We start from the raw sequence: 24,078 nt of genomic DNA on the forward strand, positions 1-24,078 counted from the left end.
TGCGCTTAAAAAGAGTGTAAAAAGCATCATGGATAATTACCCATCAAAATATACGATAACTTTTAGTTAAGCACTTAGCAGAATTAGCGGATGTTTATTTACCGGAGTTTAATATATTTAGAATGGAGTGTATTAATTTAGTCCGTGAAGAATTAGGAATTAAAGGTGAAAATAACTTATGGAAAACAGAGTTAGAAAAAACCAATGAAATTCTTAAGAGTAAATTCAAAACAATTTAAAGCGTCAATAATCACACTAAAACGAGGAAATCTAAAAAAGGTAAGGTAATTTTCCTATTAGAGTGAGAATGTAGAAGAACTAAATTTCTCCTTTATCGATTTTTAATCTAATATGTTGCTCTGCTGCTAAAATGGCTTCTTGCTCTGTATTAAATAGGGCATCCGACGTTGTACCTTGGTTTTTTAAATAAATATAGGGTGGATTATATGTGCTCCCATTTCTTGTATATTGAAGGCTGTAACTTACAATATAGCCATCTTTTGATTCTGAAGGTGTGATAGTGTAAGTAATATTCTTATACGTATTTTTATGGTATTCCATTTATTGGGACTACTCTGTTGATTGATAATATTAGTGTCAGTATTAACAATAGATTTTAGTTTTGATATCTTCAATATGAAAATTTAAATTCGATAAAATTACATTTTAGATTAATGTTATCTTGTTGATGAGTTAGTGCCAGCTCTTTTTTAAGTGTTCTCCTGAAATGTTTCCAATCCACCCCCTACGATTTTTTATTTGGTGAGCTTAATAAAAAGGGCATCGAATTGTATGTAACGGTCGATGCCCATTTATGATTAATCTTGAGATCAGCCTTGTGAGTCATGTTTGGCTAATACTTGGATCAATGATTAAAAATAATAGCCAAAGTTAATATTGACGCGTTGATTAACGCCGCCATCTCCGGCCATTGAACCGCCAACAAAAGGTTGGTTCTCGGCTACAACAAAGTCAACATACGTGTATAGGCCACCGGAAGTAATGGCGACGCCAGTAACGTTCATAAAGGTATCATCCAGATCGGCAGACTTATTTGTCACCAGCGAGTAATCATTGTAAAAAGTGAGATTAGAGATAGGGCCGATATCCACCGGTAGACTGTAGGCGATATTGGCCATATAGCTGGTGGCTTCTGCTGCGATAGTATCATAGAAGCCATAGGCCGCGACGATCATTCGCTCTGTATCCATGCCATCAACATCGAACTTATATTCAGTGAATTGCAGCTTAATATTCCAGCGGTCGTAGTTAATGACGCCATGGAGTGCTCCGGCCATATTTTGTCCATCTTTGCCATTTTCGATGGCTAATTGACCTGCTTGCAATGATCCCCCCAGTTCTAACATCACTTCATCAAAGGTAAAATCGCGAGTATACCTTAAGTTGAAGGTGTTGGTTTCACCTGCTTCATAACCCGCACTGGGCGCATCATAAATACCTTCACCCGGTAAACGAACGCCGACAATATTGTAAGAATAGCTGTCAGTGCGATCTGATACGTAGCCATCGAGTCCACCCAGTTCATCATTTTTAAAAAAGGCCAAATCAAAGCGGTTTTTATCATTTTTATAAGTGTAATTGAGCCCTATATCATAATCATCTTCCAGTCCAACATAGAAGTTAGAGCTAAAGAAAAAGCTATTTGAGGCCCAAGTTAATATACCAAAAGGCACTTGAGTCACCCCGATTTTACCTTGTTGGTTTTCATCGAAGTTATAGCCGACCCATGCATGATGAACCACATTCATATATTGATACCAGCGGTATTGGGCAGAAAAAATCATATCATCGACACTGCCATCAACGTCGAGGCGAAAAGAATCAAAATCCATGTCTCCACCCCGATCTTTATTTTCATCGTTATAATTTTCATAAGAATATTGAAAGCGTGCAGCGCCGCCAAATTCAACAAAGCTTCCTTTGTCTGGATCGACTTCTTCATTACCGGACTCGAGTTTCTCGATACGTGCTTTTAGCTCTTTAATTTCTTCCTCTGTGGTATTGGCACAGACATTAGTCGATAGTGTGAGAGCGGTGCAAAAAGCCGCAACAGGGTAACGGATCATCATTTATCCTTTTCTTTTTATCAGCTGATTAAATTTGAGTGTTTTTATTTATTTTTTGACTTTTTTATTTTTCTGTATTGATGTCGTCGTCAGTACCATCAATACCGGGTTCATCATCATTGTAAAAATCCGAGAGCACACCGGCGAGGTGAGTACGGCAAAGTTCGCCTTGTAAGTCACCTTCGGCATCGACAACTGGGAGGGGTAAATTTGACTCCATGGTGGCGGGGATGATGCTTTCTAGTTGAGCATCCTGCAATATGGGGGTGATTGCTTCTACTTTGAAGTCTTCCATCGGTGCATCTTCATCGGTTTTTACCGCATGCTCCAATGCTTTTTGACACACCACACCTTGAAAGCCTTCATCGGTGACATAGTAAGCATAATTTGCTGGAATTTGCTTCATTTGTTTGAGGGCTTCACCTATGGTATCGGCAGTAAGGCGAAAGGCGGGTGGTTTCATGACCGTTTCGACCGTGAGTGCTCGAGGCCGGTTAACATCTTTGATAAAGGCTTCAACATAGTCATCTGCAGGGTTGATGAGAATATCCACAGGTTCACCGACTTGTACTAGACATCCATCTTTTAGAATGGCAATCCTATCGCCAATGCGCAGGGCTTCATCAAGGTCGTGTGTGATAAAAATAATGGTTTTATGAAGCTCTTTTTGCAGCTCAATAAGTTGATCTTGCATTTCACTGCGGATCAAAGGATCGAGGGCTGAAAACGCTTCATCCATAAGCAGGATTTCGGCATCGGTGCACAAGGCTCTGGCAAGCCCGACCCGTTGCTGCTGCCCACCCGAGAGTTGGGCGGGAAATTGTGCTTCGTATCCAGACAGTCCCACAGTGTCGAGCCACTGGGAGGCTTTGGCATGTCGAGTGGCTTTGTCTACCTTTTGAACACTGAGTCCATAGGCGACATTGTCCAGTACGTTTCGATGGGGCATTAAACCAAAGCGTTGAAAAACCATGGCCATTTTATGGCGACGAAATTGCTCTAATTTTTTATGATTAAACTGCATTATATCCACCCCTTCGACCAATATTTGGCCTTCAGTGGGATCGATAAGCCGATTAAAGTGGCGGATCAAGGTCGATTTTCCTGAGCCTGAAAGCCCCATAATGACAAAGATTTCACCTTTGTGAATATCAAGATTGATGTCTTTGAGGCCGAGGGTATGGCTTGTTTTTGCGAGGATATCCTCTTTTGATAATCCCTCTTTCACCATAGGCATCACTTTAGCGGTTTTTTTACCAAAGACTTTATACAGTGCTTTAATTTGAATGAGGGGCTGACTCATTGTAGTTTGGCTTAAAGTTTGCTGAGTCTGGGCGTCTGAATGTTGTGATTGTTCAGTCATGATGTGCGCCTTGAATGTGTTTCTGTGAACGCTTGGCGTAGGCCTGAGAAGTGCGATCAAAAATAATCGCTAAAGCGACGATGGCTAAGCCATTGAAAAGGCCTAGTGTGAAGTATTGGTTCGTGATTGACTTGAGTACGGGTTGACCTAATCCTTTAACGCCAATCATGGAAGCGATGACGACCATCCCCAATGCCATCATAATGGTTTGGTTGATCCCCGCCATAATCGTGGGAGAGGCTAATGGGAGCTGGACACCCATCAAGCGTTGTATTGGATTTGCCCCATAGGCTGTTGCTGCTTCAAGGACTTCTTTATCGACAAGGCGGATCCCAAGGTTGGTCAATCTTATAACGGGAGGGATAGCATATACCACCACGGCAATGACTCCGGGTACCTTGCCAATACCTAGTAGCATGACCACGGGAATTAAGTAGACAAAGGCGGGCATGGTTTGCATCACATCTAAAATGGGGGTGACAATGGTTTGAGTGCGATTACTGCGGGCCATTAGAATACCAATGGGCACGCCTAAGGCAATGGCAATAAGGGTACAAACGGTAATAATGCTTAAGGTGCGCATCGTATTTTCCCACATACCGAAATAACCGATAAGGAGAAATGACACCACGACACCTAGGGCCAGTTTCCATGAACGGCCTGTGAGATAGACAAATGCCGTAATGCAGAGTAATACCGCCCACCAAGGTGACTCGACTAATAGCTTTTCAAACCAAATGAGAAAACTCAGTAGGGGATCGAAAAAAGATTCAATGGCATCACCATATTCACGTGAAAAATCGCGAAAGCTACTGTCTAAATATTTACGTATTGCCAATAAGCTGTCGCGGCCCATTTTGGGAAATGTATCAAGCCAAGAAAAATCAGCCATTGTTACCTCTATTGTTGTTTTTATAGGGGGGTAATTGAATTAAATGTATTGCATTAAAAATCATGAGGCCCAATTGGCCTCATGTTTTATCTTATTGTTTATAGTTTTTTTACGGCAGTTTTGACTTTGGCGGCTATATTAGCGGGTAACCACTGAGACCAAACCTCTTCATGTTCGATTAAAAAGTTTTCAGCAGCCGTTTTACCGTCGGCTTGATTGTCTCCCATCCAAGCGAGCAAATTGTTCATTTGCGTGTTGGTCATGGAGCGTTTTGATAGATAGCTGAAAGCTTGAGGCGATTGTTTTGCAAAATCACTGGTCGTGACGGTCTGTACGAGTGAAGGGGGGTACATGGTGACTTTAGGATCCTTACAGTCAGGTTTTGAAATGCAGTCTTGGTATTCTTCTACATTGATCCCACTGCCAAAATCAATTTTAACCATTTTGTATTGACCTAATATGGCGGTGGGTGCCCAATAATACCCAAACCAAGGCTCTCTATGCTCATAAGCTCGTGCAATAGAGCCGGCCAAGCCTGCTCCCGATCCCGGATCGACAAGGTCAAACCCAGCCTCATTGAGTTTCAGCGCTCGATATAAATTCTCTGTGGTGATTTGACATGCCCAACCAGCCGGGCAGCCGTAAAATGCACCACGGTCAGGATCTTCATGGTTTTCAAAAAGTTTGACGTTAGCCATGATGCCTTTAATGGTTTTGAGGCTAGGATCTTTATCAACCATATATTGAGGAACCCAAAAACCTTCTTCACCGCCATCTGAGAGTGATTTACCTGCAATGGCCAAACGTTTTTCTTTGAGGCCACGATCAATAAGCTCCTGAACATTATTACTCCAAAGTTCAGGGGCAATATCAGGCTCACCTTTTTCAACCATAGAAGTGGCTGTTGGCATCGTATCACCTGAAATTAATTGTGCATCACAGCCATAACCTTCCTCTAAAATGAAGCGATCAACATTGGCAATTAAAGACGCTGAGCTCCAATTCATATCTGCGATAGTAACTCTACCGCACTGTTCATCGGCAAAAGCAGGGGATGTTGCGGTACTTAGCAGCAATCCGCTAATCAAAATGATACTTTTCATAAGAGCTCCATAATAGAGGTGAGAGTCAGTTGGCCAACCGCTTTTGATTCAACAATAATTAGAGTTGAAACTAAGTGTGACTCTGTGGTGTTTTTAGTTGGCTATTTTATTCTTCTTTTTTATATTGAAAATGAGGATTGTGTAAAAATTCGATGGCGTAAACTAACACGGAACAATGTTTTTTAACAGTTTTTTAATCTGAAAACATAATTTCATATAATTAGGCTCTAATGAAAATGATTAGAGCCTTAATTTAAACAATTAGTACTCTAACTAATAATGATGTGTAAATAGCCTGTTAATGTGTGAAGAGGGAATGGAGGGTCGTGTTTTGAAAGGCTGGCGACTTTATGTTAATAGAGTGCTTGTTTGGCTAGGGCATGTATTGTTTGATTTACCTGTTATGTCGCTTTGGAAATGCATTGACTGGATTGAAGACTTAGTTCTCTAATATGTTCTTTATTTGTTCCAAACGCCAAAGGTGATTAAATGATAAATATCGCTATATCATTATGCCATTGCCTTTCTTTTAGATGACAAATTCTTCTAGGAGGATTCATACCAACCTAGGTAAGTAAATGATCAGTTCAGAGCCACTGAGGCGTTTCAATTCAAGGCGCATGAATGAAAGAATGGTTATATCTTTGTGAAGTGATGCAACATAGAAGTGGAATGCCTGAGAGACTCACCTGTGCGGGTTTCAAACCACGCTACACTGCGAGAGTGACTTTTGATATAAGACCTCAAGGTCGTTCATTCACATTCCTGTGAGCACGACATTTATTCATCCGTAAACATCAGATGGTGGAATGTCTGTTAGAGCAGGCACCATTAACGACCTTGTCATCAATGGTTGTCTTGTGGTGAAAATGTAACCGATCACATGATATGAGAAACCGAGAATAAGTGAGATTAGATGAAATTTGCTGGGATTTTTCAGTGTTGATGCGGGTTTGAAGCTAGGAAGATTGAAATTTTATCTCTTTTGTTGAGATCGGATGAAATGAGACAGGTTATTTTCCTCACCATATTGAGATCGGATGAAATGAGATTTATTTCATTTCAGAGGTTGTTGCGATTATAGATGATGATGTTCATAATTTATACTCTTAGTATAGAGGTGTTAACATAATGTCTGAATTATCTAAAACTCAAATCGCATGGAGTTTGATGCTCGATAGAGATTCATTTGAAGTCTCTGAGATTGCTAATGACTCCACTATGCCCTTGGAGCAATGCCGTACTTTTATCAATAAACTTGTTAAGCAAGACGCTGTGGCGATAATTGACGGCTTAGGCTGGTATCGACGGCCCTATGTGTATCGTGTAGTTGATACGTCAAAGGCTAGAGTGGGGAAAGGCAATTATAATCAAACCTCGAATCAATTAGCCCCGGGCCAGCAAACCATTTGGAATGCGGTTCGTGTACATCGGCATTTTACGAATTTACAAATTGAATTAACCACATTGGCATCGATTAAAAGCATTAATGCTTACTTGCGACATTTAGAGAAAGCTGGCTACTTGATAAGGAAAAAATTAGATAAAACAGTTAGTAATAGTAAAAGGTGCGGGCAGCGTGACTATTTTCGTTTAAAACCTGCTTTTGATACGGGCAGAAAAGCGCCGATTTTCCGTAGAGAGGTCGGTATGTATGATCAAAATATTAATACCTTATTTGAGTTTAAAATCTAATGCCATCCAAGTTGGCGTCATATCTAATTTAGATCTTTCCCCATCCAAACCACTTTTCCAATGATGTTTAATAATTCTATTCTATTTTTTTCAATACGTTGTGTTTCATATTCTTTATTGTCACTGATTAAGATAACAGAGCCATCAATACCTTTTTGCAGGCGTTTGGCAAAAAGATCATCGCTTATTCTTAGAACGTAGATACACCCATCTTTTAATGATGTTTGACTCGTATCAACTAACAGAGAGTTATTAGAATGTATTGTGGGTTCCATAGAATCGCCGCTTGCGTAAACAACAGCAAGTTCAGAGGGGTTTAGATTTCTAAATTGGAGCCAACGTTTTCTAAAGGCCAGATAGCGTTTAATGGTTTCAGTTTTGTTGGTAATGCCATGACCAGTGCTGACTGTTACGTTGTAGACAGGAATATATGCATATTCATCACAGTTTATTAATTCTTTGTTACTAATGTCTTTTGCACCTTTTCCCGTTGCGAGCCATTCAAGATTTACTTTACATTCATCTGCAATTCTAACCACTTTGTCAAAAGATGGCTTAGATGTGTTATTCAGCCACTTTCTGATACCGCCCTCAGATGCATCAATTAATTGACCAAAAGAGCTGATACTTTGAGCGCCTATCAGTTCTTTTAGACGCAAATTGAAGTTTTCGACTTCTTTTTGTGACGTCGATATCTGCTTTCCAGTTTTTTTATTCACTTTTCTGATTGCCTATTTACTTTGTTATCAAGCGCTTAACTTTGTGTCGTCTTTTTAGGGTAAATAATTTCAGTCAAAACTTGAAATCCGCCTAATAAGATCGTAATCTTTCTAATAAGACGCGCAAATGGTTAGTTGCGCATTGCGTAAGTTACATATATTAACATGGAATAGTAAAATGAAAATACATGATCCAGATCACATTCATGCAGCTCTTAGGGCGCAAGGCTCAAATAGTCGAAAATGGTCAATAGAACATGGATACCACCCAAGGACTGTACTCGATATTATTCAGACCTTTGCGCCTTCTAAAAAGCGAAAACCTAAACGTCCATTATCACGTCAAATCATTGAAGATTTAAGTAAAACTATCAATTTTGATTTGTTGGGTAAAAGCAATGAATCATAAATGGTTTACCCCGAGCGAATTATTGGGTAAACCACATATGCCCAATACAGTGCAGGGGGTGCGTTATAAAGCATCGAAAGAAAGTTGGGAAAGTAGACAACGGCAGGGTAAAGGTGGTGGTAAAGAATATAATATTGAATCACTACCAGCTGAAACTCAAGCATTTATGAGTGTTAATTGTACTTCAATTATCAATTTTAAAACAAATGTATCAGTTGGTGTTTGCGTACAAAAAGACGTGGCAATACAGGAGAGAAAAAGAAAAGTAGCTGTTGCGGTTAAAACTACGTCTATGCAGCGCTTTATGGGGTTATCTGAGGAACAGCAAAACAAGGCCAAGGCTAAGGAACAAATAGTACAGGCTTTAGCTTCTTATTTAATACCTTATGAAGCCGCAGGAAATAAAAAACTAGGGATTGAGGCATTTATTAATGCTTTTAATCATAATGAGTTAAGCAGTATAGCTGAAATTTATCCGATTATTTCTAAAGTAACTCGCCCTGTTCTTTACCGCTGGCAAGCGGCTTATAAGAAAGAGGGGATCATGGGACTGGTTGATAAAAGAAAGAGTCCTAACACCAACAAAATAGACACTCAGCATAGGCTCAACGAGTTTATCAATGCGCTGATCACAGCTAAGCCCCATCTATTAAATCAACCCAAAAAAGTGCGGGAAATGGCGCTAGTAAAGGCCGCTGAGTTTAACTGGGATATTCCGTCTATCGGCTCGTTTAAGCGTTGGTTAATGAAGTATGCCACTAAAAATGAGGTGGCGCTGGCGTATATCACTAATCCCACTAAATATACCGACAAATACCGTCCGCTATTTAGCAGCATGTACCCGCAGGTTGATGGCCCTAATCAGGTCTGGGAGTTTGATTCTACGCCTACCGATGTCGAGCTAAATGTTGACGGTAAGCTCAAACGCCACTGCATTGTGGCGGCTATTGATGTGTATACCCGCCGGGTGCAGCTCATTGTATCGCCCGCCTCTCACAGCGAAGCTATTTGTTTGTTGCTGCGTAAGTGCTTGCTGGAATGGGGCATACCCGAAGAGGGGGCCATTATGCGTACGGACAATGGTAGCGATTATGTGTCAAAACGCACCACCACGATTTTTGAGATGTTAGAGCTTAAGCAATCACGGGCAGCGGCGTTTTCAGGCTGGGAAAAACCGTTTATCGAGCGTTTCTTTGGCACCATGAGCCGTGTATTGATGGAAAAAATGCCCGGTTATATCGGCCATAGCGTGAATGATCGTCAGCAAATCGAAGCTATGTACACCTTTGCCATGCGTATCGGTGACGGTAAAAAGCAAGTGCAGGCGGAGCGATTAGGCTTGGCTCTTACGCCGCACCAGTTACAAGAGGCGCTGAATAATTACCTTGAGTTTGATTATAACCACGTCCCCCACGATAAAACCAAAAAAACGCCTTTTGAGCTGTATGCCCAAAGTGGCTATAAAAAGCGCGCCATCACTAATGAGCATGTGCTTGATTACCTACTCAATTACATCGGCACCAGCACAGTGGCGCGGGGCGGAGTCCGCGCAGGCAATGTTAAATATACCGCGCCTGAACTCATGGAGGTGAGCTGGCAGCGTAAGAAAGTGCGAGTGTTTGTTGATCCTAATGATATTGGCCGCGCCACCTTATACCCCATTGAAGGGTTCGAGACTTATGTTGAAGCGGTGAACCACGAACTCGTCAATAACGGTATTTCACCTGTGTTGTACCGCGAACGCCGCAAGCAAGCGCAAAAAGACTTGGCCGTCATGCGTAAAACCGCCAAAAAGCTGCAAGAAGAGTTTGGCATTAACAATTTGTACGCCGATGAACTGGCGCAGAAAAAGGCCCTGAACGATAGCCTACGTCATATCGAACGCCCCGTAGAACACAATAATGCCAGCATCAAAGGGCTAGAGGCTGGCAGCCAGCGCAGGCAAAATCCTGTGAGTGCCAATGAATTAGCAGTCATTGAACGCCAACGGCTTGAAATGGCTGAGCGTAAGCAGCGGGCGGCCAAACATGAAAGCCGCATCGTACGCACAGATCATGAAAAAGCCATGATCTTAACCAAAGACTCATTAAACCGAACATTAACTCAAACAGAGGAGAAGTGGCTTAAACAATACAGATTAAACAATGTATTACAGAGAAGTCGTCTAGACAGGGTTTTAAAATCGGCAGACTCAGCCCACCGCCAAGTTCGCTGAGTCCGCCTATCACATTGGGCTATAGACATAGCCTTATTCACAACATGAGGGATTATTATGAAATATAAAACCGTAGAAGTAAAAAACGTTTTACGCACTCAAGACATGTTCTCTAATCTACTGGGGCGCAGTCAGATCACCCCCGGTCTAGGACTTATTCACGGCCCTGCGGGAAATGGTAAAACCACCACAGTGGCGTACATGATCAATCAATTAACGGGCGGCGGTAGCTTACCCATTTATGTGCGTTGTTATGCCACTGATACCCCGAGCTCATTCTTAGCCCGTGTGACCAAAGAGCTAGGCAGTGAACCCTTGTTCCCGCTGCGTAAATCCGTTGATTTTATTATCAATATTATGAATGAACAGCAAATTTCCTTATTTGTTGATGAGGCCGATCACATTGTAGGACAGGCCAAAACCATGGAAACCATCCGCGATATTTACGATGCCACCGAGCAACCTGTGATCTTAATTGGCATGGAAGAAATTGCCCGGCGCATTAGCCATCGTAAGCAGCTGTTTAACCGTATCTCTGAGTGGGTCGAGTTTCAGCCTGCCGATGCAGAAGACGTGCATATGTTTGCCTCTGAGCTGTTAGAAGATGGGATCACAGTGGGTGAGGATTTGCTCGATTACATTCGCGTGCGCTCAGGTGGGGAGGTGCGGCGAATACTGATCGCATTAGAGAAAATCGAACGTTTCGCAAAAGCCAATGATGAGGCGTGTATTGATAAAGAAATTTGGGGCGATGGGCAGTTGTTTCTTAACCATGGGATGAACCAAGGAAAGCGTTAATTTTATAATAATAAAAGGAATTTTAGTTTATGGGAAACAATGTAAACGTATTGGCTTCGGCGTGTGAGGTGCCCACAGCCAAGGATAAAGCGCTAACAGCCAATAGAAAAGCGCCTACAGCCACAGCCAAGCAGCGAGTAGCGAATAAACACAAGTTACATGTCGTTAAAGCTGCTCGTCAAAACAGCCAATTACACACAGACAGGCAGCAAGTCTGGAATGTGTTGCGCATTCATACCAAGGCCAATAAACGCTTAATCATGACCACCACAACGGTTAAGTCAGGCCTCATTTATCGGTATTTATTGCAGCTGGTTAAATCGGGTTATCTCAAGCCACTCAATGCTCGTAAAGGGCGGCCTCGCGGCCAGTGTATCCATTATCGACTCATACGTAATTCAGGCCGATTAGCGCCCCAAGTGCGTAATAACGGTGTGTACGATCAAAATCAGCAAGTGTTCTACCCCTTCAATAATAAGGAAGCCGCGAAATGACATGGAAAACAATTTTAGCCGAGCAAGCCAAAACCCATGGGCAAGTGACGGTGGCGGATGAATTAGGGGTGTCAAAAACCGTAGTGAGTCAACTCATTAACGGTAAGTACCCCGGTGACTTAACCCGCATGCAAGCGCTGGTTGAGGGGGCATACATGGCCAAAACGGTTCAGTGCCCGATAATCGGGGACATTCCGCTACACCAGTGTGATAAATATCAGCGTAATACCCTTACTAGTCATCCAACGCGGTTGAAATTATACCGAGCGTGTCGAGGGGGCTGCCCCCATTCGTCTCAGCCTGTAAATAAGCATTTTAAGCCCTTTGAGGCTAAGGCCCCTCAAGCTCAAATGACTCCAGCTTATCAGGCCGAGGCCACTATAGGCAGGCTTGAGCGGCAAGTGCGCAGCGACGATGGCGGCCTTGCGCAATTCGTCCAGCTGTTAAAAGCTGAGCTTCAAAGCCTTGCGATGCGTTACAACCGCTTGCTCGCCAAAGGAGCAGCAAAAGGAGAAACCGATGCCAGTTGAAACAGAACGCGCTCACATCGTGGCGGCGTTAGCGCTTAGGGGCATGAAAGTCCTCAGCAGTCATAGCGACAGAGTGATCTGCATTGAGCACCCGAGCCAAGACTTCATCGATAACGCAGTGGAAATCACCGAGCGCGACAGCCAAGGCTTACGCACTCGCTTAGCCACCCAATTTAACGGCATTACAGTCTGCTGGAGCAAATATTAATGGCCAAAATCACTCTTGAAATTAACACCATGTACACCACTGACGGCCCAGCATTAGAAGGGCAAACCACGTTTGAGATCAATGATGAGAGCCAGCGTGAACTGAGCGATGCCATGGCGCTAAAATTGCTTGATATGCTCAATACCATTATCCCGCGCTTAAGCGATGAAATGCTGGCGCGGGCAAAAGAAGAACCCGCACCGACACACAATATCGCGCCACCCCGCCCACAGCTGCACTAATTAGCATCAAGCCATAACGAAACAGTTTAAGGAAAAACAATGAACAATACTGATAAGCAAGCAACACAAGAGGCCCAAACCCCCAGTGGCTTTAGAAAGAATGCTCTTGGCCACTTAGTGCCTGAGAGTCAAATTAAAGCCATCGAATTAGTGCGCGACGATGTGGTGCAGGATATCGTGCAGCAAGCGCAAGCGTTACGTGAAACCATGCAAGCCTTTAAGCAGCAGGCCCAGCAGCAAATCACCGACTTTGTTGATCTCTCTGCCAGTGAATATGGCGTCAAATATGGCGGCAGTAAGGGCAATGTGGTGCTCACGTCTTTTGATGGCCGTTATCAGGTGCGCCGTGCCATTGGTGAGCATCGAGTGTTTGATGAGCGTATTCAAACGGCTAAAACTCTAATCGATGAGTGCATTCATTCATGGTCGGGTGGGGCCGATGATAGGCTCATGGCCATGGTGGATCATGCCTTTAGAGTGGATCAACAAGGCCGAATTAACGTCAATCAAGTGCTGAGCCTGCGCCAACTTAATATTGATGATGCAAAGTGGTTAACGGCCATGGAGGCCATTGCCGATGCTATTCAGGTAACGGGCACTTGTGAATACCTACGCCTCTATGAGCGTAAAAACAACGGTAAATACCAGCAGTTACCCCTCGATATCAGCTCACTGTAAGGATCACTACCATGGCAAAGACCCTTTCAACTAACGCCAGTATCACAGCTAGCCAGTGGCAGCAAATCGAAAATGAGATGAGCGGCAGTTATGGCCGCGTCGAGTTCATATTAAATGGCACAAAAATCAACTTAGAGAAACGATTCATCGCGGAAAATCGCTTAGGCATTTTAGTGTTTATTGACGGCAAAATCGATTACAGCTGGAGTCATGCCGATGAGCCAACCCCGATTGCTCAGCAAGTTTGGCGTAAGCGCAGTAAATCACTGTACAGCGCCAAGCAAAAAGCCGAATTGCTCAAAGGGATCGGCAAGCGCAGAGCCAAGGAATGGTTTCCTAATATCGATAAAAAACGTGAATGGTTGGAGCCGTATTTCACTCAGTTTGGCCCCATCAAACGCCAGTACCGCAAGCTTGATGGATTAGAGCTGGTGAGTATGGGCTATCAAAGTCAATGCGCTGAAAAGAATACTGAAAATAACCATGAAAAGCGCGCGAGTCATGGCTAAGGCCGATGTTAAGACTAAGCCGCAGGTCAAAGTAGAGGGTGTCAGTTCGACACCTTACGCCGAGGCCTTAATTGCTTATGTTAGCGCCTTTTGCACCTTAGGTTTAGGGGAAACAAAAGGCACTAAAAAATTAACGCAAGCCACCCGCCGCGCTTGGGCCATCGATTATTTAAACCGTCATGCGGCTTTTGGCTGGCAAACTCGAACAGATAAGGAATATCAATAATGCAATCACCGTCTCATTCCACCCCACAAGTGACAGTGAAGAACCCCGCCAAGCGGCGTTTAATCACTTTGATCAACATCGCTAAGCAGCAGCTCAATATCGATGAAGATGTGTACCGCGCCATGCTGAAAAGCTGTGCTGGCAAAGATTCCCTCAGGGCCATGAGCTTGAGCGAGCTAGAGCAAGTGCTAACTCACTTTAAACAAAAGGGTTTTAAAACCAGTAAAAAGACAGGCAGTAAACAGACCGCGAAAGGGCGTTTAAGCCCCAAAGGCGGCAAAGCCAAGGTGGCTGAAATCAATAAAATCCGTGCCATTTGGATCACCATGTTTAAACAAAATATCGTCCGCGATGGCAGCGAAACCGCACTCGATAGCTATGTGCGCCGCATGAGCGCCCGGTTAAATATTACTAACGATATTGCCAAGGGCGTAGACAGTGTGACGTGGCTCACTCCTAAGCAAGCTTACAAAGTGCTTGAAAGCCTTAAAAGTTGGCATAAAAGAGCCATGCAAGTTCGGCTTGAGCAGCTTGGCATAACAGAGCTAACAGGTTATGACAAGGTGCTTACACGTTATTTTGTCAATGAAAAGCAGATTAATCAGATGGTTCAGGAGGCTAAGCAATGAAACTCAGCCGTTGCCCTGTGTGCCACAGTCAATTGCACCTTGAAAACCTAGTCAATGATCAAGCCGCCAGCGAGTTATTGGGCTTACTGGCCCCAATGGGTGGACGGTTAGCTCGTGCGGTCGTGGCGTATGTGGGCTTATTTAGGCCACAAAAGAGTGATTTAAGCTTTAGCCGCGCTTTAAAAATCACTCACGAAGCCTTGGCCATCAACACCAATCAGGACGTGCTTACCGTGGGCCTTGAAAATACCGTGATGCAAATTCGCAGTGCCAGAGTGGCAGGCACCGCCACGCCACTGGCCAATCACAATTATTTAAAAAAAGTGCTATCCAGTGTCGATGATAGCGTCATTGGGCCTGCGCCATCGGCAGCAAAATCCGCCGCAAAACCCGCAGTAGAGGTGAAAAGCTTTAGCCGCCCTGAAAGCTTGGCCGAAACTCAAGCCAAGTTTGAGGCGCGCATGGCTCAATTCAAGACGAAAAACGCAACGGGAGGGGCCAATGAGTCAGAATAGCGAGAGTCAAGACAAGCAGTTGGAGTTAATGCCCAGTAGCGCAGAGGAGTTAGAGCAAACCTTAGCTGTATTGCAAAGCCTGACCGAGGATGAGCGCAAAGATTTTATTCATCGCTGGCCGTCTACATTGCAAAGCCTGTGTGAGCTAATGCGAGTGACGCTTGAGGGTTACAAGGTCACTAATGCCCTTATGCTCAGCGAAGCGCTGGCCACCAGTTTAAGCACTTACTTAGGGGGCCGTGATGTGTATATTCCCAACGGTGAGCGCCTTAAAGATGCCTTGCGTGATATTCAAATCTGGCGTGAGTTTAGAGGTAATAACCTTGAGTTATTGTCTCGCAGTTATGGCCTGACCGAGCGCCGCGTGAGTCAAATTATCGCTGAGCAGCGGGCCGCGTTCGTCGCCCGTAAACAGCGCAAGTTATTTTAATTCTGTTAGACTACTTTTTAAGTTTAACAATTAAGTCATTAATAAAGACCAATGTATTTATATAATACATTGGTCTTTTATTTTAAAGTCATTGAATAAAGGGAATTATCACATGAAAAATTTACTATATATCATTCTTATATATTCACTATTTTCTGCCTATTTTTCACATGCAACAATCTATCAATGCTCAGAGAATGGCGTAACGTCTTTTAGTCAATCACCTTGTGGTAAGGATGCTAAGTTGATTGGTGATAGTGGGTCTGATGATAGTGAAAAATCAGAAGTTGATACCGATGTAGTACAAACTTGCTTCAGTTTTTTAAAGAAAAATAAAAAATGGAAAGATGCTGAGTCAGTAAGGCTTGAGGGCCATGATTTTGGGTGGATAGAAGACGAGTCTGGTTTAAGGAGAGTATTATATCTTCAAATCAATGCTAGAAATGGTTATGGTGGTTATGATGGTACTGAAGAAGAAAAGTGTTATGTGAATCATTCAGGAACCGAATTAAGTAAAATTCAGTATAAAATGAAATAATTTTTATAAGTCAAGGACGGCCCATGTCACAACCCATTCAAACCTCATCTGAACAGACTTCCGTTTCATCTCAAACCCGTGGTTTTACTGCATTAGGTTGTTTTAGCTTCTTAGGTCAGTTGACTGCGATGATGGGCATTGTGATTGCCGTGTTCATGTTTATCAAATTGGGCTGGGTTGAAGTACCCAATGAATATTTGTCAGAGCTTGGCACGACTGAAAGACAGTTTAATCCAATCATCTTATTTTACAGCGCAGGCATGTTACTGATAAGCCTGTGTTGGTGGACTTTTGTGCGTGTCATAGTGGCGATGGCACGGCGTTTAAAAGTGTTTTAACTTTGGCTTAATTTTGGTTTAAACCGCATTTAAACCCAAGTTAAACCCGCTTTAAGCCCAGTTTTATGCGTTGACGCGCCAGCGTCATTTTCTCCCTAACACGAAATGCTTTTACTCGTGTTAGGGAGTCCCGAAACCTTTCCTATCCATTGCGCCTGCTTATTTTTGCATCATAGACTCAGCATTCCACATCTGAGTCATTGTATGCATTACGACGAGCAACGCCACGCCCAGCAATACCCTTACACGCCTATTCCGTCACTATTAAACGTCGCCTGTGATTTTATCGCCGCCGAAGAGGGCTTTCGTGATAGCCCCTATCACTGCTCTGAGGGCTACCCCACAGTGGGCTATGGCCAGCGTATCGGTAAGAAAAACCAGCCACTGACCCAGTTTAGATTCACTCTGCCAGAGCCTGCCGCCCGTGAGTGGCTTAAACACGGCATTATCCACCGCCTCAATGAACTAGATAGCTATTCCAGCCTTGCCAGTGTGTTCATGGCGCAAAATTCGCCTCGGCAAGTGGTGCTGTTATCTATGGCCTATCAGTTGGGCGTCAAAGGACTGAGCCTGTTTAAAAACATGCTGGCATCCCTCAGCATTGGCGATTATGTCATGGCCGCAGAGCATGCACTTGATAGCCGCTGGGCCAAGCAAACCCCCAAGCGCGCCCAGCGTCATGCGCACATTTTGCAAACGGGCAAGCTTGATATCAGCGGCTGCTGAGGTGAGTGATGAAAGGCGAGATTAAAAACCGTGTCTATCGTGCGTGTGGCTGTGATGGTTTCAAGGCGCGTATTCAAGCCGAGTTGGCGAAAATTGACTCAACTCTCACTCAAGAGCAAGCGCTAACCAAGCCCCTTGAGCCGCCTTTATATAGCCATCATGCCACCCGGCAAAGCTTTTTTAACAAGGGTTGGTATGCGGTTACAGGTATGCACATTTTAAAAGCTAAACAACGTGTTAAACAGCACGCTCTTTAAACGATTAAAAGGAAGATATTATGCTAACACTCGCCGCTCTTGCCACCACTCTGATCCAATCTGGCCCCGCACTTATTCGAGGCATTGGTGGTTTGTTTGATGATAACACCGCCGCTGTGGCCAATAGCGTGGCGGAGCTGACCGAGCGCGTCACCAAAACCACTCACCCGCAAATGGAGCTGGAACAGGCACTCAAGACCATGCCCAGTGAAAGCTTGCTCACGCTGCAAAATGTCGCTAAAGAGCTGGAGGTGGCCAAGGCGCGTATTGAGGCCGACAAAGCGGCCCGAACCCTGCAATCAACAGAAACCTTGCACCAACAAACCCAAGCAACCGTGCAAAATGGCGATAACGCCAGCGGCGAATATGTGCGCCAAACCCGCCCGAAAATGGCGCGCTTTAGCGGTTACAGCGGCGCGTTGTACATCATTATCACCGAGCTGTGTGCGGTGCTGGATAAAGGCGGTGGCGCTAATTGGGAGCTGGCCAGCATCCTGTTTACCCCGCTGTTAGCTTACATGGGCCTACGCACTGCCGATGCCTTTAGTCGTTTTAAAGGGCCACATCTATGAACACGTTGTCTCGATTAACTCGATTAACTTTGGGGCAAGAATATGAGGCATTTCATGGATGAAGTCAGTCTGTTTTTTAACAATAACTTTAAGTTGCTGTCAGTCCTTGCTGCGCTCGCGTTTGCAGGCTTTGTGGCGTGGCTCACGGTGAACTTTTCCACTCGTAAAGAGCATAAGGCATTAACCATTAAAGTTGATGCGCTCAGTGAAAAATTTACCCGCATTGAAACGGATATAGAGCATTTACCGAGTATTGAAGATGTGCGCCGACTCGACAATACCATTAGCGCACTGAATGCCACGGTAGCCGAATCACAAAAGGGCATTGAAACCAGTATTTCACGACTTGAACGCAAAACCGATCTGTTATTAGAAAATGAATTAAGAGGAAGTAATGGCAATACAACAAATTCTTAGTGAGCATCAACGATTAGTCATATTGCGCTTGTTACATGAGGTGCCGGGCTTTGATTTAAATGAGTCGATTTTGCAAGACTCACTCACGGCTTATGGGCTAGATGTGAGCCGCGATGCATTGCGCACACAATTGGCATGGTTAGCAGAGCAAGGCTTACTCAGTCTAAGCACAGTGGGTAATACCCAAGTCGCTAAGCTCAGTGCCCGTGGTCAAGATGTGGCTGAGGGGCGGGCACATGTGCCGGGCATTAAACGCCCCAGTGCTATTTAGGAGCCTCAGCGTTATTAGGAGCCTCAGCGTTATTAAGAGCCTCAGGGCTATTTAGAAGTAAGCAATAGGAGAAAGAACATGTTTGATAACTCGCTGTTACTGCTCAATGTGCTGCGGCTGTTTGAGCAGCAAGCTGCTAGCGGTGAAGTGTTAGCGGTCACCCGATTGGTACCGAACAAGGATGAACAGCACCAATGAGCGAACAATTGAATCATACCCCCACACGAGGTCGTCGCTCAAAAGTCGATTTACTGCCCGATGATATTCGTCGCCGCTTGGATGCGGGCCTGCGGGATGGCTCGATTCTGCAAGTGGACTTACTCGATGAAATTAACGGCCTCATTAGTGCTGCGGGACTCGACGACAGCCAAAAGCTCAGCCGCGCTGGTCTCAACCGCTACGCCAGCAAGATGGAGGCAGTAGGCAAGAGTTTGCGAGAGATGCGGGAAATCACTCAAGTGTGGACGGCGGAGCTAGGCGATAAGCCTACAGGGGAAGTCACCAAACTCATTTTAGAGATGGCCCGCTCTCAGTTGTTTAAAGCCCTGCTTAATCAAGATGAAGACGGCGAGGCCGCCGATGTGGGCATGATAAAAGATGCCATGCTGGCGGTGCAGCGTCTCGAATCTGCTGCCATGGCCAGCCACAAACGGGAGAAAGAAATACGCAGTGCCTTTGCCGAGGAGGCGGCCAAAACGGCAGAGAAAGTGGCGAAAACCCAAGGCCTCACTGCCAAGGCGGTGGCCGAACTGAAACGCGAGATTTTAGGCATAGCCTAAGCGCTCAAGCCAGAACCCAGAACTTAAGCCCTAAACCCTTTAAACCAATGATAAGGAGTATGTGATGCAATGGATGCAATGGTTACCTCAGTGTGTTAAAGCGCCCTATTTTAAGCTGATCGACGAGTTAGTGGCCCTGCCCAATGTTCGCCGTTATTACCGAATGAGCCGAATGGGTTGTGATATGAGTTGGTATTTTGTGCTGTTTAGCCTGTTTTCACCGTCAATGATTTATGCGCTTATTGCCATTAGTGTTTTTCTGCTTTTAGTGGCTTCATGCGTGCTATTGGGCCAAGCGGTCAAGCTACTCGATGATATTACCTGTAGTGAGCCAGAGCAACTCAATGCCATGTTGGTTGAGCATATGTTAATACCCCAAACAGATAAAGGAACAAATAAAGGTACCTTTAATGAATGACGTTGTTATTGGTCAAACCAAAACCCCCATTGAGTCCGCGATTGAGTTGAGTGTGTTTGACTCAAAAGAGGTGCTGCTTGGTTATCAAAAGCGCTGGATTGCGGATGATTCGCAACTCAAAATTGCAGAGAAATCCCGCCGAACGGGCCTGACTTGGGCCGAGGCCGCCGACGCGGTATTGTGCGCCAGCGCCGCCCGCGGTCAAGGGGGTACTAACCACTTTTACGTGGGTTCAAATAAAGAGATGGCGCGGGAGTTTATCGATGCCGCCGCCATGTGGGCCAAGGTCTTTAACAAGGCCGCCGGAGAGATTGAAGAAAGCATCTTTATCGATGATGGTCAAGACGGCAAAGAAATTCTCATCTTTACCATCTACTTTGCCAGCGGCTTTAAAATTCAAGCCCTCAGCTCGAATCCCTCAAACCTGCGCGGCATGCAAGGCAATGTGACCATCGATGAGGCGGCGTTTCATGAAAAGCTGCCCGAAGTTTTAAAAGCCGCGTTAGCGCTGACCATGTGGGGCGCTAAGGTGCGCCTCATTAGCACTCACAATGGCATCGATAACGTCTTTAATGAGCTTATTAACGATAGCCGCGCGGGTAAAAAAGATTATAGCGTCCACCGTATCACCTTAGATGATGCTTGCGCCGAGGGCTTATATAAACGTATCTGTCAAATACGCGGCATAGAGTGGAGTCAGCAGGCCGAGGATGATTGGAAAGCAGGGTTAATTAAAGCCACCCATTCAAAAGAGGACGCCCAAGAAGAGTATTACTGCGTGCCTAAATCTGGCGGCGGGGCCTATCTCAATCGCGCTCTGATTGAATCTTGCATGCAGCCTGTGCCCATTATTCGCCTTAAAAAAGACGACGCGTTCGGCCACTGGCCCGAGCATTTGCGTTTCGATGAAATTGACGATTGGTGTAACGAGCAGCTCGCCCCCATTTTGAATAGCCTTAATCCTGCGCTGGCCCACTGCTTAGGGGAAGATTTTGCCCGCACTGGGGACTTAACCGTGTTTGATATCGGGGAAATTGCCAGCGACTTGCATGTGGCGGTGAAGCTGCAAGTGGAGCTGAAAAACATGCCCTTTCGCCAGCAAGAACAAATTTTGTTTTTTATTCTCGACCGCCTGCCCCGTTTTCGCGGCGCGGCGCTGGATGCCAGAGGCAATGGTCAATCGCTGGCGGAATACGCCAAAGACAGATACGGCTCAGAAATCATCGAATGCGTCATGCTCACCGAGCGCTTTTACCGGGAGAACATGCCGCGCTTTAAGAGCCATTTTGAAGACGGCCTTATTACCGTGCCCCGTGATGATGACACCATGCAAGATTTACGGGCACTGGCCATTAATCAGCGCGGCACGCCCTGCTTGGGAGATGTGCGCACCGGAGAAAAGAAACAGCGCCATGGTGATGCGGCCATTAGTTTATTTTTAATGATCTACGCCGCCAGCTTTGACGGTGGCCCCATCGAGTTTACTGCCATTCCCCTAAATCAACATTACGGTCATCATCGCGATCTCAACGCTAAAGTGCGTGACGATGAGGCACAAGAAGACGACATACTCAGTAATCACCAAGGCTGCTGGTAAAAGGATAAGAAAATGCAAGAACGAGTGAATAAAGATAAACAAATTGTTGATCGATTCGGCAGGCCCTTTGAGCAACAAGCCGCCACAGAGTATCAAACCGATGATGTGCGCTTGGTGGGCCTTAAACGCACCTTTAGCGAACACCCCTCAAGCGGCTTGACGCCTGCACGGGCGGCGGAAATATTGCAGGCCGCCGAGCAAGGCGACTTAATCGCCCAGTGCGAGCTGGCGGAAGATCTAGAAGAAAAAGACGGCCATTTGTATGCAGAGTTAGATAAAAGAAAACGTGCCTTGTTGGAAGTGGATCACTATTTAAAACCGCCCCGCAACGCCAGCGCCGCAGAAATAAAAGATACTGAATACTTAAGCGAAATGCTCTTTGATACCGACTTTTTACCCACGCTCATTAAAAACATGGCCGATGCGATTTTAAAAGGTTTCAGCCAGCATGAGCTTAACTGGAGCCGAGAAGGTCGCGAGTGGTTTGTTAATGTGCCAGAACATCGCGATCCCTCATGGTTTATGACCCACCCGGAGCGCCGCAATGAGTTGCGATTGCGCGATTCGAGCTATGAAGGGGCAGAGCTGCAAGCCTTTGGCTGGATCAACCATGTGCATGCGGCCAAGTCCGGCTATGTGGGCCGCGCAGGTCTAGTGCGTCAACTGGTGTGGCCCTTTATCTTTAAAAACTATAGCGTGCGGGATTTGGCCGAGTTTTTAGAAATTTACGGCTTGCCATTGCGTATTGGGCAATACCCCAGCGGCGCGACGGACAACGAGAAGCGTGCTTTACTGCAAGCCGTAACCAGCATTGGCCATAACGCGGGGGGCATTATGCCCAAAGGCATGGTGATGGACTTTCACACCGCCGCCAACGGCCATTCCGATCCTTTTGACTTGATGATCCAGTGGGGTGAAAAAACCATGTCTAAGGTGATTCTGGGCGGCACGCTCACGAGTCAGGCGGACGGGAAAAGCTCCACCAATGCATTGGGCAATGTCCATAATGAAGTGCGGGAAGAGCTGCGAAACAGTGATTTAGCCCAGCTGGCCGAAACTTTGACTCGCGATTTGGTTTACCCCCTGTACGCCCTCAATTGCAAGAGTCACGACGGCCCGCGCCGTGCCCCCCGGTTTGTGTTCGATACTCAGGACGGGGAAGATTTCACTAAACTGGCCGCGCCGCTGAAAACCTTTGTGGACATGGGTCTGCAAGTGCCACAAAAGTGGCTCCATGATAAAACTCGCATTCCTGAGCCAAGCAAGGGGGAAGCGGTGCTGAGCGTGGCGACAAAAGAGGGCGAGCCAGCCAATAAGCAAGATCGTAAGCCAGAGACTAAAACGAATAAATCAACCAACGCAGCAGCGGATAATGCCTCCCTTGCTGCGCTGGCGGCCAATGAGAAAGTGAGAATAGCGGCTCAAGATAACGCCGATATCATCGCCGAGCAGCTTAAACAGCAGATGCAGCCCGTGCTGCGAGGCTTTACACAAGAGTTACAAACGCTTGTTGATAATGCTACCGACTTGGATGCACTGCAAGCCGCCTTAGCCGCCATGAACTTACCGTTAAATGATGCCACGGCAGTGATGCAATACGCCATCGCCTGCGCCGATTTAGCGGGCCAGCATGATGTACTAAGTGAGAGTGATGTGAACAGTGAGAGTGAGTTTGATCATGGCCAATGAGTTTGAAAATGAAACCGATGTTGGCATAAAGGCGCAATATGGCAGTCAGTTTTTTATCCAAGCCATCGCCTTTTTTCGCGCCAAATTGAACCTGCCCACCGCCCAGTGGGATGACCTTTGGCGCGCCGCCCATAACCGTGCCTTTGTGGTGGCAGGGGCCATGGAAGCGTCGCTATTAACGGATTTACGCGAAGCGGTGGACAGCGCCATCAGTCAGGGCAAATCCATCTCATGGTTTCAGCGTGAGTTTAAAAGTATTGTCGCCAAAAATGGTTGGAGCCACACAGGCAAGAGTGACTGGCGGGCGAATATTATTTACTCCACTAACGTGCGGCAAAGTTATAATGCCGGACGCTATGAGCAGTTGCAGTCATTCGATTATTGGGAGTACCAGCACGGCGACAGCCGCTACCCCAGAGAGCTGCACCTCAAATGGCATGGCACAGTATTGCCTAAAGATGACCCATGGTGGCTTACTCATTTTCCTTCCAATGGCTGGGGCTGTAAGTGCCGCGTTCGTGGTCGCAGTCGTCAAGCCCTTAAGCGCTTAGGCTTGCAAGTCAATGACGCCCCAGTGATCGAATATCGCGACTGGTTGAATAAAAAAACAGGCGAGGTACATAAGGTGCCTAAAGGCATCGATCCTAGCTTTGACTATGCGCCCAAGCGGGGGGATCTGAAAGTAGAGTGAAGGTGGCATTGAAATGGGGCATTGAAAGTGTGATCACAAAGGT

32 protein-coding genes are annotated in these 24,078 nt (G+C 45.5%); 26 read left to right on the top strand and 6 right to left on the bottom strand.

Annotated features, from left to right (window positions below; translation table 11 throughout):
• Positions 1–318: 318 nt before the first annotated feature.
• The 5 genes from Q0976_RS16200 to Q0976_RS16220 form a co-directional block, all read right to left on the bottom strand.
• Positions 319–561 carry a hypothetical protein gene (locus tag Q0976_RS16200; protein WP_299494912.1) on the bottom strand — a complete coding sequence of 81 codons (243 nt, stop codon included), beginning with the start codon at positions 559–561 and terminating at the stop codon, positions 319–321.
• 311 nt (positions 562–872) lie between these two features.
• Positions 873–2,090: a carbohydrate porin gene (locus Q0976_RS16205; RefSeq protein ID WP_299494913.1), complete on the bottom strand. Its 1,218-nt coding sequence runs from the start codon at positions 2,088–2,090 to the stop codon at positions 873–875.
• A gap of 61 nt (positions 2,091–2,151) precedes the next feature.
• The gene (locus Q0976_RS16210) at positions 2,152–3,390 is read right to left on the bottom strand and encodes a glycine betaine/L-proline ABC transporter ATP-binding protein (protein ID WP_299495006.1); all 1,239 of its coding nucleotides are present in this window, start codon (positions 3,388–3,390) and stop codon (positions 2,152–2,154) included.
• Positions 3,391–3,442: 52 nt separating this feature from the next.
• Positions 3,443–4,342: a proline/glycine betaine ABC transporter permease gene (locus Q0976_RS16215; RefSeq protein WP_299494914.1), complete on the bottom strand. Its 900-nt coding sequence runs from the start codon at positions 4,340–4,342 to the stop codon at positions 3,443–3,445.
• 98 nt (positions 4,343–4,440) lie between these two features.
• Positions 4,441–5,445: an ABC transporter substrate-binding protein gene (locus Q0976_RS16220; RefSeq protein WP_299494915.1), complete on the bottom strand. Its 1,005-nt coding sequence runs from the start codon at positions 5,443–5,445 to the stop codon at positions 4,441–4,443.
• 1,131 nt (positions 5,446–6,576) lie between these two features.
• Between Q0976_RS16220 and Q0976_RS16225 the strand changes: the two genes are divergently transcribed.
• A complete protein-coding gene (locus tag Q0976_RS16225) occupies positions 6,577–7,140 on the top strand; it encodes a hypothetical protein (RefSeq protein WP_299494916.1) in 564 nt (187 codons plus the stop codon).
• Between the two features lie 23 nt (positions 7,141–7,163).
• Here the strand turns inward: Q0976_RS16225 and Q0976_RS16230 are convergent, their stop codons facing one another.
• Positions 7,164–7,859: a S24 family peptidase gene (locus tag Q0976_RS16230; RefSeq protein WP_299494917.1), complete on the bottom strand. Its 696-nt coding sequence runs from the start codon at positions 7,857–7,859 to the stop codon at positions 7,164–7,166.
• 178 nt (positions 7,860–8,037) lie between these two features.
• Here Q0976_RS16230 and Q0976_RS16235 point away from each other — a divergent pair, with 178 nt between their 5' ends.
• The 25 genes from Q0976_RS16235 (at position 8,038) to Q0976_RS16355 (ending at position 24,035) form a co-directional block, all read left to right on the top strand.
• Entirely contained in the window at positions 8,038–8,268 is a 231-nt protein-coding gene (locus Q0976_RS16235) for a hypothetical protein (RefSeq protein WP_299494918.1), read from the top strand.
• Complete coding sequence (locus tag Q0976_RS16240) at positions 8,258–10,483, top strand: DNA-binding protein (protein WP_299494919.1); 2,226 nt, start codon at positions 8,258–8,260, stop codon at positions 10,481–10,483. Before Q0976_RS16235 ends, Q0976_RS16240 begins: the two co-directional genes overlap by 11 nt.
• A gap of 57 nt (positions 10,484–10,540) precedes the next feature.
• Complete coding sequence (locus Q0976_RS16245) at positions 10,541–11,281, top strand: ATP-binding protein (protein WP_299494920.1); 741 nt, start codon at positions 10,541–10,543, stop codon at positions 11,279–11,281.
• Positions 11,282–11,310: 29 nt separating this feature from the next.
• Positions 11,311–11,775 (top strand): hypothetical protein, encoded by a 465-nt coding sequence (locus Q0976_RS16250; RefSeq protein WP_299494921.1) that lies wholly within the window; start codon positions 11,311–11,313, stop codon positions 11,773–11,775.
• Positions 11,772–12,305, top strand: a complete 534-nt coding sequence (locus tag Q0976_RS16255; RefSeq protein WP_299494922.1) for a helix-turn-helix transcriptional regulator — start codon at positions 11,772–11,774, stop codon at positions 12,303–12,305. Before Q0976_RS16250 ends, Q0976_RS16255 begins: the two co-directional genes overlap by 4 nt.
• On the top strand, positions 12,295–12,513 hold the full coding sequence (locus Q0976_RS16260) for a hypothetical protein (RefSeq protein WP_299494923.1): 219 nt from the start codon (positions 12,295–12,297) through the stop codon (positions 12,511–12,513). Before Q0976_RS16255 ends, Q0976_RS16260 begins: the two co-directional genes overlap by 11 nt.
• Positions 12,513–12,755: a hypothetical protein gene (locus tag Q0976_RS16265; protein WP_299494924.1), complete on the top strand. Its 243-nt coding sequence runs from the start codon at positions 12,513–12,515 to the stop codon at positions 12,753–12,755. The genes Q0976_RS16260 and Q0976_RS16265 overlap by 1 nt, the downstream gene beginning before the upstream one ends.
• A gap of 39 nt (positions 12,756–12,794) precedes the next feature.
• Complete coding sequence (locus Q0976_RS16270; protein ID WP_299494925.1) at positions 12,795–13,433, top strand: DUF3164 family protein; 639 nt, start codon at positions 12,795–12,797, stop codon at positions 13,431–13,433.
• A gap of 11 nt (positions 13,434–13,444) precedes the next feature.
• Positions 13,445–13,942 (top strand): hypothetical protein, encoded by a 498-nt coding sequence (locus Q0976_RS16275; protein ID WP_299494926.1) that lies wholly within the window; start codon positions 13,445–13,447, stop codon positions 13,940–13,942.
• On the top strand, positions 13,935–14,168 hold the full coding sequence (locus Q0976_RS16280; protein ID WP_299494927.1) for a hypothetical protein: 234 nt from the start codon (positions 13,935–13,937) through the stop codon (positions 14,166–14,168). Before Q0976_RS16275 ends, Q0976_RS16280 begins: the two co-directional genes overlap by 8 nt.
• Positions 14,168–14,797 carry a regulatory protein GemA gene (locus tag Q0976_RS16285; RefSeq protein WP_299494928.1) on the top strand — a complete coding sequence of 210 codons (630 nt, stop codon included), beginning with the start codon at positions 14,168–14,170 and terminating at the stop codon, positions 14,795–14,797. Before Q0976_RS16280 ends, Q0976_RS16285 begins: the two co-directional genes overlap by 1 nt.
• A complete protein-coding gene (locus Q0976_RS16290; RefSeq protein ID WP_299494929.1) occupies positions 14,794–15,312 on the top strand; it encodes a hypothetical protein in 519 nt (172 codons plus the stop codon). The genes Q0976_RS16285 and Q0976_RS16290 overlap by 4 nt, the downstream gene beginning before the upstream one ends.
• The gene (locus Q0976_RS16295) at positions 15,299–15,742 is read left to right on the top strand and encodes a Mor transcription activator family protein (protein ID WP_299494930.1); all 444 of its coding nucleotides are present in this window, start codon (positions 15,299–15,301) and stop codon (positions 15,740–15,742) included. The genes Q0976_RS16290 and Q0976_RS16295 overlap by 14 nt, the downstream gene beginning before the upstream one ends.
• A 112-nt stretch (positions 15,743–15,854) precedes the next feature.
• Entirely contained in the window at positions 15,855–16,280 is a 426-nt protein-coding gene (locus Q0976_RS16300; protein WP_299494931.1) for a hypothetical protein, read from the top strand.
• A 23-nt stretch (positions 16,281–16,303) separates the two neighbouring features.
• Complete coding sequence (locus Q0976_RS16305) at positions 16,304–16,618, top strand: hypothetical protein (protein WP_299494932.1); 315 nt, start codon at positions 16,304–16,306, stop codon at positions 16,616–16,618.
• A gap of 204 nt (positions 16,619–16,822) precedes the next feature.
• Entirely contained in the window at positions 16,823–17,344 is a 522-nt protein-coding gene (locus Q0976_RS16310) for a lysozyme (RefSeq protein WP_299494933.1), read from the top strand.
• A gap of 8 nt (positions 17,345–17,352) precedes the next feature.
• Positions 17,353–17,601 (top strand): hypothetical protein, encoded by a 249-nt coding sequence (locus Q0976_RS16315; protein WP_299494934.1) that lies wholly within the window; start codon positions 17,353–17,355, stop codon positions 17,599–17,601.
• 20 nt (positions 17,602–17,621) lie between these two features.
• Positions 17,622–18,173 (top strand): hypothetical protein, encoded by a 552-nt coding sequence (locus tag Q0976_RS16320; protein WP_299494935.1) that lies wholly within the window; start codon positions 17,622–17,624, stop codon positions 18,171–18,173.
• 54 nt (positions 18,174–18,227) lie between these two features.
• Complete coding sequence (locus Q0976_RS16325; RefSeq protein WP_299494936.1) at positions 18,228–18,590, top strand: DUF2730 family protein; 363 nt, start codon at positions 18,228–18,230, stop codon at positions 18,588–18,590.
• Positions 18,568–18,861 (top strand): ArsR family transcriptional regulator, encoded by a 294-nt coding sequence (locus Q0976_RS16330; protein ID WP_299494937.1) that lies wholly within the window; start codon positions 18,568–18,570, stop codon positions 18,859–18,861. The genes Q0976_RS16325 and Q0976_RS16330 overlap by 23 nt, the downstream gene beginning before the upstream one ends.
• A gap of 194 nt (positions 18,862–19,055) precedes the next feature.
• The gene (locus Q0976_RS16335) at positions 19,056–19,640 is read left to right on the top strand and encodes a DUF3486 family protein (protein WP_299494938.1); all 585 of its coding nucleotides are present in this window, start codon (positions 19,056–19,058) and stop codon (positions 19,638–19,640) included.
• A gap of 64 nt (positions 19,641–19,704) precedes the next feature.
• A complete protein-coding gene (locus Q0976_RS16340; protein ID WP_299494939.1) occupies positions 19,705–20,058 on the top strand; it encodes a hypothetical protein in 354 nt (117 codons plus the stop codon).
• The gene (locus tag Q0976_RS16345) at positions 20,051–21,655 is read left to right on the top strand and encodes a terminase family protein (protein ID WP_299494940.1); all 1,605 of its coding nucleotides are present in this window, start codon (positions 20,051–20,053) and stop codon (positions 21,653–21,655) included. Before Q0976_RS16340 ends, Q0976_RS16345 begins: the two co-directional genes overlap by 8 nt.
• Positions 21,656–21,667: 12 nt before the next feature.
• A complete protein-coding gene (locus tag Q0976_RS16350; protein ID WP_299494941.1) occupies positions 21,668–23,344 on the top strand; it encodes a DUF935 domain-containing protein in 1,677 nt (558 codons plus the stop codon).
• A complete protein-coding gene (locus tag Q0976_RS16355) occupies positions 23,334–24,035 on the top strand; it encodes a phage minor head protein (protein WP_299494942.1) in 702 nt (233 codons plus the stop codon). Before Q0976_RS16350 ends, Q0976_RS16355 begins: the two co-directional genes overlap by 11 nt.
• Positions 24,036–24,078 lie beyond the last annotated feature (43 nt).

Origin of the sequence: uncultured Shewanella sp., assembly GCF_947501665.1 — a bacterium.
Classification (GTDB): Bacteria; Pseudomonadota; Gammaproteobacteria; order Enterobacterales; family Shewanellaceae; genus Shewanella.

What these genes read in the sequence shown, in the direction of transcription:
- Q0976_RS16200 (WP_299494912.1), bottom strand. Translation starts at nt 561, where the DNA reads ATGGAATACCATAAAAATACGTATAAGAATATTACTTACACTATCACA.
- Q0976_RS16205 (WP_299494913.1), bottom strand. Translation starts at nt 2,090, where the DNA reads ATGATGATCCGTTACCCTGTTGCGGCTTTTTGCACCGCTCTCACACTA.
- Q0976_RS16210 (WP_299495006.1), bottom strand. Translation starts at nt 3,390, where the DNA reads ATGAGTCAGCCCCTCATTCAAATTAAAGCACTGTATAAAGTCTTTGGT.
- Q0976_RS16215 (WP_299494914.1), bottom strand. Translation starts at nt 4,342, where the DNA reads ATGGCTGATTTTTCTTGGCTTGATACATTTCCCAAAATGGGCCGCGAC.
- Q0976_RS16220 (WP_299494915.1), bottom strand. Translation starts at nt 5,445, where the DNA reads ATGAAAAGTATCATTTTGATTAGCGGATTGCTGCTAAGTACCGCAACA.
- Q0976_RS16225 (WP_299494916.1), top strand. Translation starts at nt 6,577, where the DNA reads ATGTCTGAATTATCTAAAACTCAAATCGCATGGAGTTTGATGCTCGAT.
- Q0976_RS16235 (WP_299494918.1), top strand. Translation starts at nt 8,038, where the DNA reads ATGAAAATACATGATCCAGATCACATTCATGCAGCTCTTAGGGCGCAA.
- Q0976_RS16240 (WP_299494919.1), top strand. Translation starts at nt 8,258, where the DNA reads ATGAATCATAAATGGTTTACCCCGAGCGAATTATTGGGTAAACCACAT.
- Q0976_RS16245 (WP_299494920.1), top strand. Translation starts at nt 10,541, where the DNA reads ATGAAATATAAAACCGTAGAAGTAAAAAACGTTTTACGCACTCAAGAC.
- Q0976_RS16250 (WP_299494921.1), top strand. Translation starts at nt 11,311, where the DNA reads ATGGGAAACAATGTAAACGTATTGGCTTCGGCGTGTGAGGTGCCCACA.
- Q0976_RS16255 (WP_299494922.1), top strand. Translation starts at nt 11,772, where the DNA reads ATGACATGGAAAACAATTTTAGCCGAGCAAGCCAAAACCCATGGGCAA.
- Q0976_RS16260 (WP_299494923.1), top strand. Translation starts at nt 12,295, where the DNA reads ATGCCAGTTGAAACAGAACGCGCTCACATCGTGGCGGCGTTAGCGCTT.
- Q0976_RS16265 (WP_299494924.1), top strand. Translation starts at nt 12,513, where the DNA reads ATGGCCAAAATCACTCTTGAAATTAACACCATGTACACCACTGACGGC.
- Q0976_RS16270 (WP_299494925.1), top strand. Translation starts at nt 12,795, where the DNA reads ATGAACAATACTGATAAGCAAGCAACACAAGAGGCCCAAACCCCCAGT.
- Q0976_RS16275 (WP_299494926.1), top strand. Translation starts at nt 13,445, where the DNA reads ATGGCAAAGACCCTTTCAACTAACGCCAGTATCACAGCTAGCCAGTGG.
- Q0976_RS16280 (WP_299494927.1), top strand. Translation starts at nt 13,935, where the DNA reads ATGGCTAAGGCCGATGTTAAGACTAAGCCGCAGGTCAAAGTAGAGGGT.
- Q0976_RS16285 (WP_299494928.1), top strand. Translation starts at nt 14,168, where the DNA reads ATGCAATCACCGTCTCATTCCACCCCACAAGTGACAGTGAAGAACCCC.
- Q0976_RS16290 (WP_299494929.1), top strand. Translation starts at nt 14,794, where the DNA reads ATGAAACTCAGCCGTTGCCCTGTGTGCCACAGTCAATTGCACCTTGAA.
- Q0976_RS16295 (WP_299494930.1), top strand. Translation starts at nt 15,299, where the DNA reads ATGAGTCAGAATAGCGAGAGTCAAGACAAGCAGTTGGAGTTAATGCCC.
- Q0976_RS16300 (WP_299494931.1), top strand. Translation starts at nt 15,855, where the DNA reads ATGAAAAATTTACTATATATCATTCTTATATATTCACTATTTTCTGCC.
- Q0976_RS16305 (WP_299494932.1), top strand. Translation starts at nt 16,304, where the DNA reads ATGTCACAACCCATTCAAACCTCATCTGAACAGACTTCCGTTTCATCT.
- Q0976_RS16310 (WP_299494933.1), top strand. Translation starts at nt 16,823, where the DNA reads ATGCATTACGACGAGCAACGCCACGCCCAGCAATACCCTTACACGCCT.
- Q0976_RS16315 (WP_299494934.1), top strand. Translation starts at nt 17,353, where the DNA reads ATGAAAGGCGAGATTAAAAACCGTGTCTATCGTGCGTGTGGCTGTGAT.
- Q0976_RS16320 (WP_299494935.1), top strand. Translation starts at nt 17,622, where the DNA reads ATGCTAACACTCGCCGCTCTTGCCACCACTCTGATCCAATCTGGCCCC.
- Q0976_RS16325 (WP_299494936.1), top strand. Translation starts at nt 18,228, where the DNA reads ATGGATGAAGTCAGTCTGTTTTTTAACAATAACTTTAAGTTGCTGTCA.
- Q0976_RS16330 (WP_299494937.1), top strand. Translation starts at nt 18,568, where the DNA reads ATGGCAATACAACAAATTCTTAGTGAGCATCAACGATTAGTCATATTG.
- Q0976_RS16335 (WP_299494938.1), top strand. Translation starts at nt 19,056, where the DNA reads ATGAGCGAACAATTGAATCATACCCCCACACGAGGTCGTCGCTCAAAA.
- Q0976_RS16340 (WP_299494939.1), top strand. Translation starts at nt 19,705, where the DNA reads ATGCAATGGATGCAATGGTTACCTCAGTGTGTTAAAGCGCCCTATTTT.
- Q0976_RS16345 (WP_299494940.1), top strand. Translation starts at nt 20,051, where the DNA reads ATGAATGACGTTGTTATTGGTCAAACCAAAACCCCCATTGAGTCCGCG.
- Q0976_RS16350 (WP_299494941.1), top strand. Translation starts at nt 21,668, where the DNA reads ATGCAAGAACGAGTGAATAAAGATAAACAAATTGTTGATCGATTCGGC.
- Q0976_RS16355 (WP_299494942.1), top strand. Translation starts at nt 23,334, where the DNA reads ATGGCCAATGAGTTTGAAAATGAAACCGATGTTGGCATAAAGGCGCAA.